At 52.6% G+C, this 13,849-nt stretch carries 16 protein-coding genes; 15 read left to right on the top strand and 1 reads right to left on the bottom strand.

Annotated features, from left to right (window positions below):
• The first annotated feature begins 7 nt into the window (after positions 1–7).
• The 14 genes from ACFQNG_RS15120 (at position 8) to ACFQNG_RS15185 (ending at position 12,005) form a co-directional block, all read left to right on the top strand.
• Positions 8–346, top strand: a complete 339-nt coding sequence (locus ACFQNG_RS15120) for a tRNA-binding protein (protein WP_379866267.1) — start codon at positions 8–10, stop codon at positions 344–346.
• A 106-nt stretch (positions 347–452) separates the two neighbouring features.
• Positions 453–4,043, top strand: a complete 3,591-nt coding sequence (gene smc, locus ACFQNG_RS15125) for a chromosome segregation protein SMC (RefSeq protein WP_379866268.1) — start codon at positions 453–455, stop codon at positions 4,041–4,043.
• A gap of 10 nt (positions 4,044–4,053) precedes the next feature.
• The gene (ftsY, locus tag ACFQNG_RS15130) at positions 4,054–5,043 is read left to right on the top strand and encodes a signal recognition particle-docking protein FtsY (protein WP_379866270.1); all 990 of its coding nucleotides are present in this window, start codon (positions 4,054–4,056) and stop codon (positions 5,041–5,043) included.
• Between the two features lie 153 nt (positions 5,044–5,196).
• Entirely contained in the window at positions 5,197–5,529 is a 333-nt protein-coding gene (gene ylxM / locus ACFQNG_RS15135) for a YlxM family DNA-binding protein (RefSeq protein WP_379866273.1), read from the top strand.
• Between the two features lie 23 nt (positions 5,530–5,552).
• Complete coding sequence (ffh, locus tag ACFQNG_RS15140; RefSeq protein ID WP_379866275.1) at positions 5,553–6,905, top strand: signal recognition particle protein; 1,353 nt, start codon at positions 5,553–5,555, stop codon at positions 6,903–6,905.
• A gap of 37 nt (positions 6,906–6,942) precedes the next feature.
• Positions 6,943–7,200 carry a 30S ribosomal protein S16 gene (rpsP, locus tag ACFQNG_RS15145; protein ID WP_379866276.1) on the top strand — a complete coding sequence of 86 codons (258 nt, stop codon included), beginning with the start codon at positions 6,943–6,945 and terminating at the stop codon, positions 7,198–7,200.
• Between the two features lie 44 nt (positions 7,201–7,244).
• Positions 7,245–7,472, top strand: coding sequence for a KH domain-containing protein (locus ACFQNG_RS15150; protein WP_379866277.1), 228 nt, complete (start codon positions 7,245–7,247; stop codon positions 7,470–7,472).
• A gap of 16 nt (positions 7,473–7,488) precedes the next feature.
• Positions 7,489–8,019 carry a ribosome maturation factor RimM gene (rimM, locus tag ACFQNG_RS15155; protein ID WP_379866278.1) on the top strand — a complete coding sequence of 177 codons (531 nt, stop codon included), beginning with the start codon at positions 7,489–7,491 and terminating at the stop codon, positions 8,017–8,019.
• Positions 8,020–8,029: 10 nt separating this feature from the next.
• Positions 8,030–8,776: a tRNA (guanosine(37)-N1)-methyltransferase TrmD gene (trmD, locus tag ACFQNG_RS15160; RefSeq protein WP_379866310.1), complete on the top strand. Its 747-nt coding sequence runs from the start codon at positions 8,030–8,032 to the stop codon at positions 8,774–8,776.
• A gap of 93 nt (positions 8,777–8,869) precedes the next feature.
• A complete protein-coding gene (gene rplS / locus ACFQNG_RS15165; RefSeq protein ID WP_379866280.1) occupies positions 8,870–9,217 on the top strand; it encodes a 50S ribosomal protein L19 in 348 nt (115 codons plus the stop codon).
• 95 nt (positions 9,218–9,312) lie between these two features.
• Positions 9,313–9,855 (top strand): signal peptidase I, encoded by a 543-nt coding sequence (gene lepB, locus ACFQNG_RS15170; protein ID WP_379866282.1) that lies wholly within the window; start codon positions 9,313–9,315, stop codon positions 9,853–9,855.
• Positions 9,856–9,953: 98 nt separating this feature from the next.
• Complete coding sequence (gene ylqF, locus ACFQNG_RS15175) at positions 9,954–10,859, top strand: ribosome biogenesis GTPase YlqF (RefSeq protein WP_379866285.1); 906 nt, start codon at positions 9,954–9,956, stop codon at positions 10,857–10,859.
• A complete protein-coding gene (locus ACFQNG_RS15180; RefSeq protein WP_379866288.1) occupies positions 10,834–11,643 on the top strand; it encodes a ribonuclease HII in 810 nt (269 codons plus the stop codon). The genes ylqF and ACFQNG_RS15180 overlap by 26 nt, the downstream gene beginning before the upstream one ends.
• Positions 11,640–12,005 (top strand): YraN family protein, encoded by a 366-nt coding sequence (locus tag ACFQNG_RS15185; RefSeq protein ID WP_379866290.1) that lies wholly within the window; start codon positions 11,640–11,642, stop codon positions 12,003–12,005. The genes ACFQNG_RS15180 and ACFQNG_RS15185 overlap by 4 nt, the downstream gene beginning before the upstream one ends.
• Positions 12,006–12,107: 102 nt before the next feature.
• Here the strand turns inward: ACFQNG_RS15185 and ACFQNG_RS15190 are convergent, their stop codons facing one another.
• Positions 12,108–12,317, bottom strand: coding sequence for a cold-shock protein (locus ACFQNG_RS15190; protein ID WP_379866292.1), 210 nt, complete (start codon positions 12,315–12,317; stop codon positions 12,108–12,110).
• Between the two features lie 420 nt (positions 12,318–12,737).
• Here ACFQNG_RS15190 and ACFQNG_RS15195 point away from each other — a divergent pair.
• Positions 12,738–13,849 (top strand): YifB family Mg chelatase-like AAA ATPase (locus tag ACFQNG_RS15195; RefSeq protein ID WP_379866294.1); only part of this gene is annotated, 1,112 nt, incomplete at its 3' end.

A 13,849-nucleotide genomic window follows, 5' to 3' on the forward strand; every position in this document is an offset into this window, starting at 1 on the left:
GTTTACGATGAAAGGCATTACTTATGACGATTTTCAGAAAGTGGAGTTGCGCGTCGGTCAAATCACCCGGGCGGAAGTGTTTGAGAAGGCGCGAAAGCCGGCGTACAAGCTGTGGATCGATTTTGGCGAGGAGTTGGGGATCAAGCGAAGCAGCGCGCAGATTACACAACTTTATCACATAGACGAATTGCTCGGCAAACGGGTAGTGGCGGTTACGAATTTTCCGCCGAAGCAGATCGCCGATTTCATGTCCGAAGTGTTGGTGCTGGGGGTTGATTCCAGCGCCGGTGGCGTATCTCTGTTGGGAATTGATCATGAAGCGCCTTTGGGAACGCGGGTATACTGATGAAGGACATTCCCTGAATCTCACCAGGGAATGTTTTTTTATGCTAAAATATATCAGTTCATTCTATTTATAGATCAAGGTGAAAGATGAAGAGAGGAGGGGGCTCATGTATCTTAAACGATTGGAGATGATCGGTTTCAAATCGTTTGCCGATCGAACGGAGCTGGAGTTTGTTCCCGGCGTGACCGCGGTGGTAGGACCCAACGGCAGCGGCAAGAGCAATGTCACCGATGGCATTCGATGGGTGCTGGGGGAGCAAAGCGCGAAATCGCTTCGCGGAAATAAAATGGAAGATGTAATCTTCGCCGGGAGCGATACGCGCAAACCAGTCGGCTATTGCGAAGTCTCCATGACATTTGACAACACGGAGCGTCGTTTGCCTGTCGATTATGCGGAAGTCACGGTGACACGGCGCGTCTACCGCTCTGGGGAAAGTGAATATTTCCTCAACAAGCAATCTTGTCGTCTCAAAGATATTCATGAGCTCTTCATGGATACAGGGATTGGAAAAGATGCGTATTCCATGATTGGGCAAGGCAAAATCGACGAAATCCTCAGTTCCAAATCGGAAGATCGGCGTGCCATCTTCGAAGAGGCGGCCGGGATCGTGAAATACAAAGCGCGTAAAAAAGAGGCGGAGAAGAAGCTGGAAGCGACGGAGCAAAACCTTTCACGCATCCATGATCTGATCCACGAACTCAAAGGGCAAGTGGAGCCGCTCTCCGAACAGGCGGAGAAAGCGAGCCGATATAAAGAGCTGAAGGCAGAATTGCAAGAAGTGGAGATCGGCCTTTATGTACATAAAATCGAAGCGTTGCATGAAGAATGGCAGGAAGCGACGCAAGAAGTGAAAAACCTGTCACAGGAGCAAGTCTCCCTGGCATCGGCGGTGAGCAGCCGTGAAGCAAAGTTGGAAGAGTTAAAAGCGAAGTTGCATGAGCAAGAACAAAAATGGGAGCAAGTGCAGACGGCCTTGCTCTCGGTGAGTGAAGAGTTGGAAAAAGCGGAGGGGCAGCGGGAGGTCCGCTTGGAACGGGTGAAGAATCGGACGGAGACGCAACAACAGCTGTTGGAGCGCATCCGCGAGTTGGAAGCGGAGTGCGCGCGGTTAAAGGCAGAAGAAGAGCGGGTCGGTTCACTCCTTTCCCAAAAGCGCGAAGAATTGGCTGAGTTGGAACGGGATCTGGGGAAATTGGAGTTGCAACTCTCCCTCTCATCCAACAATGACGCTGAACAGTTGCGTGAGTTGACCGAAAAAGTGCAACAACACGGCAACCGGTTGGTGGCGTTGCGCAGTGAAAAACAGTACGTGACCGAACAGATGAACGAATTGTCGGAGCGAATCACCACCTTTGCTGATCAACGGCAGTCGCTCCAGCAAGCGAAAGAGGCGCAGGGGGAGCGGTCCGAACAGATTGCCCGTGAATTGCAGCGTGTCGAGGAAGAACTGCGGGAAGCGGCTGAACAAGTTCGTGTGCTGGCAAGGCAGCGGAGCGAAATCGAGCAGGAAGAAAAAGCGCTCACGGAACGAAGCCGTAAAGTGGAACAGCAGCTCAACCGCCTCCGTTCGCAACATGAGTGGATCAAGGAGATGGAAGCGGAACACCAAGGTTTCATGCAAGGGGTAAAAGAGGTGCTCAAAGCGCGCGACCGCGGTGTTTCATCGCTCGCTGGCGTCCATGGCGCGGTGGCCCAATTGATCCAAGTGCCGCAACAGGTGGAAGCGGCGATTGAGACGGCGCTCGGCGGGGCGCTCCAGCATGTGGTTGTTGAAGATGAGCAAACGGGTCGGCATGGCATTCAATATTTGAAGGAGAAGCGATTGGGACGAGCCACCTTTTTGCCGCTCGATGTGTTGAAGAGCCGTACCCTGCCGCAACATGAAGTGGCCAAATGCGAGTCCCACCCAGGCTTTGTGGGGGTGGCCGCGGATTTGGTCAAGACGGAGCCGCGTTATCGCCACTTGGTTGAAAATTTGCTCGGTTTGGTTGTGGTCACAGAGAAAATGGAACAAGCCAACCGATTGGCCCGGAGTCTAGGATATCGTTATCGGGTGGTGACGTTGGACGGTGACGTGGTCAACCCGGGCGGTTCGATGACAGGGGGTAGCCGCCAGCAAACCAAGAGCAACCTGCTGGGACGTTCGCGCCAGTTGGAAGAATGCGAAGCAGAGCTGAACCGAGTGGAAGAGGCGTGGCGTCAGGTGGAGCGGGAGTTCCATTCGCTAAACCAGCGCAAGCAATCGTTGGAGCAGGAATGGGAAGATGTGCGGGTTCGCGGGGAAGAGCGGCGTTTGAAAGAACAGGAGTTGCGCGGAAAAGAGCGGGAACTCCAGGTGGAAGAACGGACGCTTGACGAGCAGTTGCGCACGCTCAGCCAAGAACAGGAAAAGTCGGCGCAACGAAAGCAAGAGCTTCAAGAACAATTGTCGCGGGTGGAGAATAGCATCAGCGAATTGGAACGGGAGACGGAACTTTTGAGTGCGCTCATCAGCGAATCGCAAGAGCGGGTCAAACAGCAAGCCAATGTGAAAGAAGAGGTTGGCGCGCAGATGACCGATTACAAGGTGCGAGTCGCCCGCCTGCATCAGGAAGTGACCAACCTGGAAGAGAACTTGACCCGGATCCGCCAAGAATGGACGCGCCTGGACAAGCAGAAACAGTTGGCGCAGGATGAGTTGCGCAACTTGGATGAAGCGCGTGAATCAAATACGCAGGAAATGCAATCGCTGGAAGAGCGCATCGCCCAGTTGCGCACGAAAAAGGAAGAGGTGCAGCAACTCCTCAATGAAACGAGAAGCTTGCGGGAACAGCTTGTCCTTGAACGGGAAGCGCAGGAGAAGGAAGTGCGCTCCACCCAACAAAAATTGCGCAAACAAGGGAACAAACTGCATGAGCAAGAAGTGCGCGCCAATCGTCTGGATGTGGAGCTGAACCACTTGTTGCAGAAGCTGGCGGAAGAATACGAAATGAGTTATGAACGGGCCAAGCAAGTTTATCCCGTTCCCGAAGAGCCGGCTCAGGCGGAACGGCGGGTCCGCTCATTGAAAGGGCAAATAAGCGCGTTGGGTGATGTCAATCTGGGGGCAATTGAGGAACATGCCCGCTTAACGGAGCGTTTGCAGTTCCTGGAGGAACAGGAAGCCGATTTGCTCGAAGCGAAGCAAAAGCTCTATGAGATCATCGGCCAATTGGTCGATGAGATGGGGCGGCGTTTCGGAGAAGCGTTTGACATGATTCGGGCGGAGTTCCAACATGTGTTTGTCCAGATGTTTGGCGGCGGGCGCGCCGACCTGAAGCTGAGTGAACCGGACAACCTATTGGAGACGGGAATTGAAATCGTGGCGCAACCTCCGGGCAAAAAACTGCAAAACCTCAATCTGCTCTCGGGAGGGGAACGCGCGTTGGCGGCCCTTGCCCTTCTCTATTCCGTGCTTCGCATCAAGCCGGTGCCGTTCTGTGTGCTGGATGAAGTGGATGCGGCGTTGGACGAAGCCAACTTAACCCGTTATACGCGGTACATGCGGGAATTCGCCAACCGGACGCAGTTCATCATCATCACCCACCGCAAGCACACCATGGAAGCGTGCGATGTACTGTATGGAATTACCATGCAAGAATCGGGGGTGTCCAAGCTGGTATCCGTGAAGCTGGAAGAGTATGATGGTCTTAGCGAGGTTGCCGCAAGCAAGAGTTAGGAGGAGTAGCATGAGTTTTTTCAAACGGCTGCGTGAAAGCGTAGCGCAAAAGACCGAAGCGGTTACGCAGAAGTTCATGACTGGACTCAGCAAAACCAGCAACAATCTCGTCGGCGCGATCAACGATTTGTTTGCCGGCCGCGCGAAAATTGATGAGGATTTTTACGAGGAGCTGGAAGAGATTCTCATCACGGCGGATGTCGGCGTGCAAACCACGATGGAATTGGTCGAACGCTTGCGCGATGAGGTGAAAAGGCAAAAGATCAAAGATCCCCAAGAACTTCGGCCCATCTTGTCTGAACTCATCGGCGAGATGATGGATGTCGCGGGAGAGGATCACGATTTGCGCCTGAAAGAAAACGAATTGACCGTCATCCTGTTTGTCGGGGTGAATGGTGTTGGGAAAACCACCACCATCGGGAAGCTGGCCCACCGCTTTAAAAGCGAGGGCAAAAAAGTGGTGTTGGCGGCGGGCGACACCTTTCGGGCTGGCGCGATTGACCAGTTAGAAACGTGGGGACAGCGCGTCGGGGTGGATGTGATCAAACATCAAGCGGGTGCGGACCCGGCCGCCGTCATTTACGATGGGATCCAAGCGGCGAAGTCCCGCAAAGCGGACATCCTCTTATGTGATACGGCCGGTCGCCTGCAAAACAAAGTGAACCTGATGGAAGAGCTGAAGAAAGTGTTCCGCGTGATCCGGCGTGAGGTGCCCGACGGCCCGCACGAAGTGTTGCTGGTGTTGGACGCGACAACCGGGCAAAACGCCTTAATCCAAGCAAAGCAGTTTGGCGAAGCGGTTGACGTGTCCGGCATCGTGTTGACCAAGCTGGATGGCACGGCCAAAGGCGGCATTGTGATCGCGATCAGCCATGAGATGAAAATACCGGTTAAGCTGGTCGGCTTGGGCGAAAAGGCGGATGACTTGCAAGACTTTGACAAAGAGCAATTCTTGCATGCGCTGTTTAAAGAGATGATTGACGCAAACGAGACGGATTGATCTGAAGGACGAGCGATCGACCTTTCGCGCGGTTACGCAAATATTGCGTCTATGATCTCTATCAAGGAAAAAGCCTTGACAAGAGATGGCCGCTCCGCTATAGTATACTCCTGTAAAGGTTAGCACCTTGACGGTGCGAATGAGGTGACTCCGGTGTTGGAGCAAACCACAGAGATGAACCTGTTGTACGATTTTTACGGTTCGCTACTGAGAGAGAAACAGCGCGCCTTGTTGGAAATGTATTACCATGAAGACTGGTCGCTCGGTGAAATCGCGGAACACCAAGGAGTATCACGCCAAGCGGTGTTTGAGGCGATCAAGCGGGCTCAGGCGACGCTGACTCAACTTGAGGAGAAACTAGGCCTTGTGAAAAAACACCTGGAGCGGCAACGGATCGCCGAAGAGGTGTTGGCTCGATTAGAAGAGGTGCCAGAAGCGCGTCTGAAGGTCGAATCGCTCGTCAAACAGATGGTTGACCTCGATTAATAGCGATTGAAGGAGGGGGCACCATGGCGTTTGAAGGCTTGTCAGAACGATTGCAGTCCATCATGAAGAAGTTGCGCGGCAAAGGGAAAGTGACCGAAGCCGATGTGAAAGAGGCGATGCGGGAAGTGCGTCTGGCCTTGCTGGAAGCAGACGTGAACTTCAAGGTGGTCAAAAGCTTTATTGACCGGGTCAAAGAGCGCGCGGTCGGGCAAGAGGTATTGCAGAGTTTGACTCCCGGACAGCAAGTGATCAAAGTGGTAAACGAAGAGTTGACCCGACTGATGGGAGGAGAGCAGAGCAAGCTCGCTCAAGCCGATAAGCCGCCAACCAAGATCATGATGGTCGGTTTGCAAGGTGCCGGTAAAACCACCACTTCTGGCAAATTGGCTCGTTTTTTGCAAAAGCAAAATCGACGCACCCTCCTTGTGGCGGCGGACGTTTATCGTCCTGCGGCGATCAAGCAACTGGAAGTATTGGGTGCGGATTTGAATACACCCGTGTTCTCGCTCGGTGATCAGGTAAGTCCGGTGACCATCGCGGAACAAGGGGTAGCCAAAGCCTCGGCAGAAGGTTTTGACTACGTGATCATCGATACGGCGGGTCGTCTGCATATCGATGAACAGATGATGGATGAATTAAAACAGATCCGCGAACGGATCGAGCCCGATGAGATTCTGCTCGTCGTCGATGCGATGACAGGTCAAGATGCGGTGAACGTGGCGGATCACTTTAATAAACAACTGGGCCTCACCGGCGTGGTTCTCACCAAGCTGGACGGGGATACCCGTGGGGGGGCCGCGCTCTCGGTCAAATCGGTGACCGACTGTCCGATTAAGTTTGTCGGGATGGGCGAGAAGACCGAAGCCTTGGAGCCGTTTCATCCAGATCGGATGGCTTCCCGCATCTTGGGCATGGGCGATGTGCTCAGTCTGATCGAAAAAGCCCAGTCGGCCGTCGATCAAGAGAAAGCCAAGGACCTGGAGCGCAAAATGCGGACGCTCAGCTTTACGTTTGATGATTTCTTGGATCAGTTGCAACAAGTGCGCAAGATGGGGCCGCTTGAAGATATGCTGTCGATGCTCCCCGGCGCGGGCCAGGTCAAAGGATTGAAAAACATCCAAGTCGATGAAAAACAACTGGCGCGTGTCGAGGCGATTATCAAGTCGATGACGCCACAGGAAAAGGCGCATCCGGAAATCATCAACGCCAGCCGCCGCAAACGCATTGCGACCGGCAGCGGGACGACCGTGCAAGATGTGAACCGGCTGCTGAAGCAGTTTGAAGATATGAAGAAGATGATGAAGCAGTTTTCCAATATGGCCAAAGGCATGAAAAAGAAAAAACGCGGTGGCTTTCGCTTCCCATTCATGTCATAATGGTGTCTTGATACCCTGACTAGGAGGTGAATTGGCAATGGCAGTGAAAATCCGTTTAAGACGCATGGGTGCGAAGAAAGCTCCATTCTACCGTGTGGTAGTAGCTGACTCCCGCGCACCACGCGATGGTCGTTCCATCGATGAGATCGGATACTACAATCCGTTGACTCAACCAGCCACGGTGAAAATCGATGCAGAGAAAGCTCTGAAATGGCTGGCCAATGGCGCTCAACCATCTGATACCGTCCGCAACCTGTTCCGCCGTGAAGGTATCCTGAAAAGCGATAAAGAGTAATTTCAGAACCATTTCTTGTGCGGAAGACCGGAGGGTCATCACATATGAAAGAACTGATTGAATGGATTGCGTGTTCCTTGGTGGATCACCCCGATCAAGTGAAGGTGACTGAGCGGGTGGCTGAGGATCGGGTCATCTACGAATTGTCAGTTGCCAAAGAGGATCTGGGAAAAGTGATTGGCCGACAAGGGCGGATCGCCAAAGCGATTCGTACGGTGGTCAGCCGAGCACATGGGAAGGAGAAGAAACGCGTATGGGTCGAAATCAAATGAGTGGGGAGGATGCGGCATGAATACAGCGGAATACCTCAATGTTGGCCGATTTGTGGGCACACATGGCGTTCGCGGTGAAGTGCGCATTCTCTCGGTTACGGATTTCCCCGATGTGCGGTTTGCGCCTGGCAGCACCCTTCTCCTTGCCCATCCCAGCATGAAGGAGCCACTCTCTTTGACGGTGGAAAAGAGTCGTCCCCATAAATCGGTATGGTTGGTCAAGTTTAAGGAATGGGACAACATCAACGAAGCGGAGCCTTACAAAGGCGGTAAGTTCGTGGTGTCGAAAGAGGATCTCGCGCCTGTGAACGAAGAGGAAGGGGAATTTTACTTCCACCAGATCATCGGCTGTACCGTTGTGACGACAGAGGGAAAAGAACTGGGCACGGTAAGGGACATTTTGGCTTTGCCGGCCAACGACGTATGGGTGGTAAGGCCGGATGGCAAAGGCAAGGAGCTTTTGCTTCCCTATATTGCGGATGTGGTGAAACAGGTTGACATTAAGGAGCGGCGGATTACGATCGAGTGGATGGAGGGGCTTGACTGAAGTGCCACAGATTCGATTTGATGTGTTAACCCTTTTTCCGGAGATGTTTTCGGGATTTTTGCATTCCAGTATTATTAAAAAAGCTCATGAAAAAGGGTTGATTGAAACACAGCTCATCAATTTCCGTGATTATGCCACGGATAAGCACCGTACAGTGGATGATATGCCCTATGGCGGTGGCGGTGGCATGGTGCTCAAGCCAGAGCCGATCTTCACGGCGATCGATGAACTCTTGACCCATACGGATGAGCGTCCGCCCATTCTGCTCATGTCACCGCAAGGAAAACCATTTACGCAAAAGAAAGCAGAAGAACTTGCCGAGCATTCCCATCTCATCTTCCTTTGTGGCCATTATGAAGGTTATGATGAACGCATTCGCCAGCATCTGGTTACGGAGGAGATCTCCATCGGCGATTATGTCCTCACTGGGGGCGAATTGCCGGCCATGGTGATCATGGACAGTGTGAGTCGGCTCGTGCCAGGTGTGTTGGGCAATGAGTCCTCCGCCGTGACGGATTCCTTTTCCACCGGGCTCCTCGAGTACCCGCAGTATACGCGTCCAGCGGAGTACCGCGGACTCAAGGTACCGGATGTCTTGCTGTCGGGACATCATGCGCGGATCGAACAATGGCGGCGCCAAGAGTCGCTCCGGCGCACTTGGGAGCGCCGGCCCGATTTGTTGGAGAGTGCTCCGCTCACCGCTGAAGATCGCCAATTCTTGCGGGAATTGGAAAAGAGTGTGCGCCAAGGCGAGTAATTGTTTTCAATCAGGTCGTATGATACAATATTCTCCGTTCATAGGAAAACGGAGCCAATGCTTGGATTTGTTATTGAAAGGAGGTTGGCTGGCATGCGTCCAATCATTCGTGAAATCACTGAAGGGCAACTTCGTAAAGATATTCCTCAATTCCGTGCGGGTGACACCTTGCGTGTACACGTAAAGGTTAAAGAGGGTCAACGCGAACGTATTCAGGTTTTCGAAGGCGTTGTAATCCAACGTCGCGGCGGTGGCGTTTCCGAAACTTTCACCGTTCGTAAAATCTCTTACGGCGTAGGGGTTGAGCGTACCTTCCCATTACACTCCCCACGCATCGAGAAAATCGAAGTAACTCGTCGCGGTAAAGTGCGTCGTGCGAAACTGTACTACCTGCGCAACCTGCGCGGTAAAGCGGCTCGCATTAAAGAACTGCACCGCTAAGCGTCGTGTATTGAAGAAAGGGCTTGGATGTTCAAGCCCTTTTTCTCACATTTATTTCCTTTTCCAAGCAAGGCAGGTAAATGGGGGAACTTATCATGAAACTGCCGATGTCTCGCTCGGAGCGGCTGCGTAGACGAAGAAGGATCAGAGCGAGAGAATGGACGGTTGCGGTGTTGCTGGCAGTGTCACTGGCAGTCATGATCCGCATCTTTGTGTTTGAACCTTTTAATGTCGTTGGACCCTCGATGCAAACGACATTGGAAACAGGGAATTTGATACTGGTGAACAAGCTGGTTTACCGCTTTGGTGAACCCCGCCGCGGCGAAGTGGTGGTGTTTCACGCGCCGCATCACAAAGATTATGTGAAACGTGTGATCGCCCTTCCCGGAGAAACGGTGGAGGCAAAAAATAATAAAATCCTCATCAACGGCAAGATTATGGAAGAGCCTTATCTTGTGGCTGAGATGCGCACACGGGATTTTGATCTGGTGAAGGTGCCGCCGGGCAAAGTGTTTGTGTTGGGAGATAATCGTTTGGATAGCACGGATAGCCGAGTCATTGGCCCGATTGGCATGTCCGCGATTGTTGGCCGTGCGGAAATCGTTTATTGGCCGTTCAATCATTGGAAATTACTATAAAGGAAGATAACCAAAGGGCTTGAGCATGATCAAGCTCTTTTCCCATCTCTGTACATAGCAAGATTTGATAAAATTAGGTCAGGAAAGGGATTCACAGAATGATGAACACAATTCAATGGTTTCCGGGGCATATGGCCAAAGCCCGGCGCCAAGTAACGGAGAAGCTGAACTTGGTCGACATCGTGATTGAGCTGCTCGATGCCCGTTTGCCGATGTCGAGCCGCAATCCGATGATGAATGAGATCGTGAAGGATAAGCCCCGGTTGATTTTGTTGACGAAAAGTGATCTGGCGGATGAACAGGTCACCAAAGAGTGGAAAGCTTATTTCAGTGAGCAAGGGATCCATGTATTGCCGATTGATGCCCAGTCAGGCAAAGGGGTGAATCAGATCGTGCCCCAGTGTGAACGGGTTTTGGCTCCATTGTTTGCGGCAAGGGAGAAAAAAGGGATCCAATCGAGAAAGTTTCGCGTCATGGTGGTGGGGATTCCCAACGTGGGAAAGTCGACCATCATTAACCGCTTAGCCAAAAGGAATGCGACTGTGACGGGAGATCGCCCGGGTGTCACCAAAGCGCAGCAGTGGATTCGGGTGGGACAATCGATGGAAATCCTGGATACCCCGGGAATCCTATGGCCCAAATTCGACGATCCCACAGTGGGGATGAGGTTGGCCGTCAGCGGTGCGATCAAAGGGGAAATCCTCCCGATCGATGAAGTGGCCCTTTATGCGTTGGAGTTTCTCGCCGAACGATATCCGACTTACCTGATGGAACGCTATAAGTTAAAAGACTTGGCGGCGTTTGAACGGGTTGGGTTGATGGAGGAAATCGGCAAAAAACGCGGCTGCCTCATTCGCGGTGGGGAAGTGGATTATGAAAAAACGGCGGAAATCATTTTAACGGATTTGCGTGCGGGGAGAATCGGACGCATTACGTTGGAGAAACCAGAGGATTGGTTAAAGGAAGAGGAGAATCTGGATGAAACGGACGATTCCCGAGATTAAAGAATGGTTGCGGACAACGGAGAACGTCGCTCCTGAAGAATTGGAGCGGTTATTAAACGATGGCAGGGCTGGCGTGCGCAAGTTGGTGGAGAGCTACCAAAAAGAACAAGTCCGCAAACAGAAGGAACGCGACCGCATCGAGAAGATGTGGGAAGTTGAGCGTCGGTATTGGGCGCAAGGGGTTCAGCATGTGGCGGGAGTGGATGAAGCGGGGCGTGGCCCGTTGGCGGGTCCCGTGGTTGCCGCCGCAGTCATTTTGCCTTCCCACTTCGATGCGACGGGAATGAACGATTCCAAGCAATTGTCAGAGGAGATGCGGTTGACCCTGAAACAACGGATTGAACAAGAGGCACTGGCGATCGGCGTGGGGATCGTCGATGCGGCGTACATTGACAAACACAATATCTTGCAAGCCACTTATCAGGCGATGCGCATCGCGTTATCCCAATTAACTCCCGCACCCCAGATGATTTTGGCCGACGCCGTGAAGATTCCCGGAGTGGCCATCCCGCAACAGGGAATCATTAAAGGGGACAGCTTAAGCCATTCCATCGCCGCAGCCTCCATCATCGCCAAAACCACCCGGGACTTGTTGATGAAACAAGCGGCGCAAGAGTATCCCGCGTACGGATTTGATCAGCATGTGGGTTATGGAACGCCCGAGCATCTCGCCGCTTTGCGCCAATATGGGCCCACGCCGCTTCATCGCCGGAGTTTTGCGCCGGTGCGGGAAATCATCGAAGAGCAAGGAACGCTATTTGCCGAATGGAGCCCCCGCCCATGAAAACAGACCGTCGGAAAGAGATTGGGCGGGCGGGTGAAGAAGCGGCCGCAAACCTACTGTTACATAAAGGTTATCGTATATTGGACCGCAATTGGACGAGCAAATTGGGAGAAATCGATATCGCGGCCCGTCAAGGGCAGACGCTGGTCATCGTGGAAGTGCGGACGACGACCAGCAACCGCTTTGGCGTTGGCATGGAATCGGTCGATTATCGCAAACAACAAAAAGTGCGAAGATTGGCAATGCAATATGCGCAAGTGAACCGATTGCACGGGCTACCACAAAGGATTGATGTGATGTCCGTCTTATTGGCCCGCGATTTGACACCGATCTGCATCGATCATATTGAAGGGGCGTTTTAAGGCTTTTCCCATGGGAAGAGTCTTTTTTTGTTTCTAAAAACCCGGATGATCGGAAAATGAAAAAGCTGTTGGCGGTAAACCAACAGCTTGGTCAGATCGGACTTACAGTTTTTCAACGTTTGCGGCTTGCACTCCGCGGCGGTCGTTTTCAACGATGTCAAAGCTTACGCGTTGACCTTCTTCAAGGGTTTTGAATCCTTCGCCCGTAATGGCGGAAAAATGCACAAACACATCGTCATTGTTGGGAACTTCGATGAATCCATATCCTTTTTCCGCATTAAACCATTTAACTGTGCCAGTCGTTTTGCTCATTGTGAGACCTCCAAATAAAATGAATGATTTACTCGATTTTTACCAAAAAAAATTCACATGTTATTACGAGATACACGTTAAAAGTATCCCCTAATAACATGTGAATTCAATCCAGATCAATCTCGTATTTCAATATTATAAGTCCTTATGATAAAAAATTCAACCCTTTTTTCATTTTGGTCTTATTGAAAATCGAATACTCAGGGCAAAAGGAGGCGCCTTCACTTCCAGCTTTATGACAGGAGGCGTTTGACCCCGGATATAGCGGAGGTCGTAGCCGGAACGCGGAAAAGGGCATTCGCGTTCCGGCTTTTTTTGTGCACGAAATTTGAATAGATCGGGCAAGAGACAGGAAATTTGTCGAGTGATCTAGAAAAATTAGGAATAATGTTCATTCCATTTATTTCCGGGGGAATAGATGTGTACGCCAAACTAAACAGTGCCAGTGTCCTGGGCATAGATGGACTGCTGGTGGAGGTAGAAGTGGATATCAGCAATGGGTTGCCCATGTTTGACATCGTCGGTCTGCCCGATTCGGCGGTCAGGGAAGCCAAAGATCGCGTCCGGGCGGCCATCAAAAACAGTGAAGCCAATTTTCCGCTTCAGCGGATCACAACCAACTTGGCCCCCGCCGATGTGAAAAAAGAAGGTTCCGGCTTTGACTTGGCCATCGCCATGGGGGTGTTGATCGCCAGCCAACAATTGTCGGTGGAACAGATGAAGCACATCCTCTTCATAGGAGAGCTGGCCTTGGATGGAAGCCTGCGCCCCTTAAGCGGGGTGTTGGCCATGGTGATGGCGGCGCGGGAAGCGGGATTGGAGGAAGTGGTGCTGCCGGCGGCCAATGCGGCTGAAGGGGCGTTGGTTGAGGGGGTGCGGATGGTTCCGGTCGCTTCATTAAAGCAAGCGATGGATTATTTCCGGGGAGATTGGACACCTGATCTGAAATCAATGGAACAAGAACGCGGCGAGTCTGCGTTTTCGATAGATTTCTCTGATGTGCAAGGGCAAAACCATGTGAAACGGGCCATGGAAGTGGCAGCGGCCGGAGGGCATAATCTACTTTTAATCGGCCCTCCCGGTTCGGGCAAAACGATGTTGGCAAGGAGGATCCCCACCATCCTGCCCAAGATGGACCTGCAAGAGTCGTTGGAAGTGACGAAAATATGCAGCATCGCCGGTTTGATCAAGGAGCGCGGGCGCCTGATCACGGAACGGCCTTTTCGCTCGCCCCACCACACGATATCCACCGCGGGCTTGGTCGGAGGCGGAACCGTGCTCAAGCCGGGGGAAGTGAGCCTGGCCCATCGCGGCGTGTTGTTCTTGGATGAGTTGCCGGAGTTCTCCAAGACGGTGTTGGAAGTCTTGCGCCAACCCTTGGAAGACCGGGAAGTCACCTTGGGCCGGGCGCGCGCCGTGCTGACTTTTCCCGCCGAGCTGATGCTGGTGGCCTCGATGAATCCTTGCCCCTGCGGCTTTTTCGGCTACGAGGAAGACCGCAGTTGCACCTGCACCCCGCACCAGGTGCAACG

This window comes from Laceyella putida (genome assembly GCF_042665195.1).
In the GTDB taxonomy this organism is placed as follows: Bacteria; Bacillota; Bacilli; order Thermoactinomycetales; family Thermoactinomycetaceae; genus Laceyella; species Laceyella putida.